The following is a 3,004-nucleotide window of genomic DNA, read 5'->3' on the forward strand; positions in this document are numbered from 1 at the left end:
TGTTCTTTGAAAACTAGATAACAGTAGACATCACATTCAATTAGTAATACAAGATATCACATAGTGATTCTTTTTAACGGTTAAGTTAGAAAGGGCGCACGGTGGATGCCTTGGCACTAGGAGCCGATGAAGGACGGGACGAACACCGATATGCTTCGGGGAGCTGTAAGCAAGCTTTGATCCGGAGATTTCCGAATGGGGAAACCCACCACTCGTAATGGAGTGGTATCCATATCTGAATTCATAGGATATGAGAAGGCAGACCCGGGGAACTGAAACATCTAAGTACCCGGAGGAAGAGAAAGCAAATGCGATTCCCTGAGTAGCGGCGAGCGAAACGGGATCAGCCCAAACCAAGAGGCTTGCCTCTTGGGGTTGTAGGACACTCTGTACGGAGTTACAAAAGAACGAGGTAGATGAAGAGGTCTGGAAAGGCCCGCCATAGAAGGTAACAGCCCTGTAGTCAAAACTTCGTTCTCTCCTGAGTGGATCCTGAGTACGGCGGAACACGTGAAATTCCGTCGGAATCCGGGAGGACCATCTCCCAAGGCTAAATACTCCCTAGTGACCGATAGTGAACCAGTACCGTGAGGGAAAGGTGAAAAGCACCCCGGAAGGGGAGTGAAACAGATCCTGAAACCGTGTGCCTACAAGTAGTCAGAGCCCGTTAACGGGTGATGGCGTGCCTTTTGTAGAATGAACCGGCGAGTTACGATCCCGTGCAAGGTTAAGCAGAAGATGCGGAGCCGCAGCGAAAGCGAGTCTGAATAGGGCGCATGAGTACGTGGTCGTAGACCCGAAACCAGGTGATCTACCCATGTCCAGGGTGAAGTTCAGGTAACACTGAATGGAGGCCCGAACCCACGCACGTTGAAAAGTGCGGGGATGAGGTGTGGGTAGGGGTGAAATGCCAATCGAACCTGGAGATAGCTGGTTCTCTCCGAAATAGCTTTAGGGCTAGCCTCAAGGTAAGAGTCTTGGAGGTAGAGCACTGATTGGACTAGGGGCCCCTACCGGGTTACCGAATTCAGTCAAACTCCGAATGCCAATGACTTATCCTTGGGAGTCAGACTGCGAGTGATAAGATCCGTAGTCGAAAGGGAAACAGCCCAGACCGCCAGCTAAGGTCCCAAAGTATACGTTAAGTGGAAAAGGATGTGGAGTTGCTTAGACAACCAGGATGTTGGCTTAGAAGCAGCCACCATTTAAAGAGTGCGTAATAGCTCACTGGTCGAGTGACTCTGCGCCGAAAATGTACCGGGGCTAAACGTATCACCGAAGCTGCGGACTGTTCTTCGAACAGTGGTAGGAGAGCGTTCTAAGGGCTGTGAAGCCAGACCGGAAGGACTGGTGGAGCGCTTAGAAGTGAGAATGCCGGTATGAGTAGCGAAAGAGGGGTGAGAATCCCCTCCACCGAATGCCTAAGGTTTCCTGAGGAAGGCTCGTCCGCTCAGGGTTAGTCGGGACCTAAGCCGAGGCCGAAAGGCGTAGGCGATGGACAACAGGTTGATATTCCTGTACCACCTCCTCACCATTTGAGTAATGGGGGGACGCAGGAGGATAGGGTAAGCGCGGTATTGGATATCCGCGTCCAAGCAGTTAGGCTGGGAAATAGGCAAATCCGTTTCCCATAAGGCTGAGCTGTGATGGCGAGCGAAATATAGTAGCGAAGTTCCTGATTCCACACTGCCAAGAAAAGCCTCTAGCGAGGTGAGAGGTGCCCGTACCGCAAACCGACACAGGTAGGCGAGGAGAGAATCCTAAGGTGATCGAGAGAACTCTCGTTAAGGAACTCGGCAAAATGACCCCGTAACTTCGGGAGAAGGGGTGCTCTGTTAGGGTGCAAGCCCGAGAGAGCCGCAGTGAATAGGCCCAGGCGACTGTTTAGCAAAAACACAGGTCTCTGCGAAGCCGTAAGGCGAAGTATAGGGGCTGACGCCTGCCCGGTGCTGGAAGGTTAAGAGGAGCGCTTAGCGTAAGCGAAGGTGCGAATTGAAGCCCCAGTAAACGGCGGCCGTAACTATAACGGTCCTAAGGTAGCGAAATTCCTTGTCGGGTAAGTTCCGACCCGCACGAAAGGCGCAACGATCTGGGCACTGTCTCAACGAGAGACTCGGTGAAATTATAGTACCTGTGAAGATGCAGGTTACCCGCGACAGGACGGAAAGACCCCGTGGAGCTTTACTGCAGCCTGATATTGAATGTTGGTACAGCTTGTACAGGATAGGTAGGAGCCTTGGAAACCGGAGCGCTAGCTTCGGTGGAGGCATCGGTGGGATACTACCCTGGCTGTATTGACCTTCTAACCCGCCGCCCTTATCGGGCGGGGAGACAGTGTCAGGTGGGCAGTTTGACTGGGGCGGTCGCCTCCTAAAAGGTAACGGAGGCGCCCAAAGGTTCCCTCAGAATGGTTGGAAATCATTCGCAGAGTGTAAAGGCACAAGGGAGCTTGACTGCGAGACCTACAAGTCGAGCAGGGACGAAAGTCGGGCTTAGTGATCCGGTGGTTCCGCATGGAAGGGCCATCGCTCAACGGATAAAAGCTACCCCGGGGATAACAGGCTTATCTCCCCCAAGAGTCCACATCGACGGGGAGGTTTGGCACCTCGATGTCGGCTCATCGCATCCTGGGGCTGTAGTCGGTCCCAAGGGTTGGGCTGTTCGCCCATTAAAGCGGTACGCGAGCTGGGTTCAGAACGTCGTGAGACAGTTCGGTCCCTATCCGTCGCGGGCGCAGGAAATTTGAGAGGAGCTGTCCTTAGTACGAGAGGACCGGGATGGACGCACCGCTGGTGTACCAGTTGTTCTGCCAAGGGCATCGCTGGGTAGCTATGTGCGGACGGGATAAGTGCTGAAAGCATCTAAGCATGAAGCCCCCCTCAAGATGAGATTTCCCATTCCGCAAGGAAGTAAGATCCCTGAAAGATGATCAGGTTGATAGGTCTGAGGTGGAAGTGTGGCGACACATGGAGCTGACAGATACTAATCGATCGAGGACTTAACC

At 53.1% G+C, this 3,004-nt stretch carries 1 rRNA gene; it reads left to right on the forward strand.

Features of this window, described 5'->3' with window-relative positions:
- Window positions 1–78: 78 nt before the first annotated feature.
- Window positions 79–3,004: ribosomal RNA gene (locus tag ACY3LV_RS20855) — 23S ribosomal RNA — on the forward strand; the annotation flags it as partial.

Source organism: Bacillus sp. 11C, assembly GCF_055486375.1.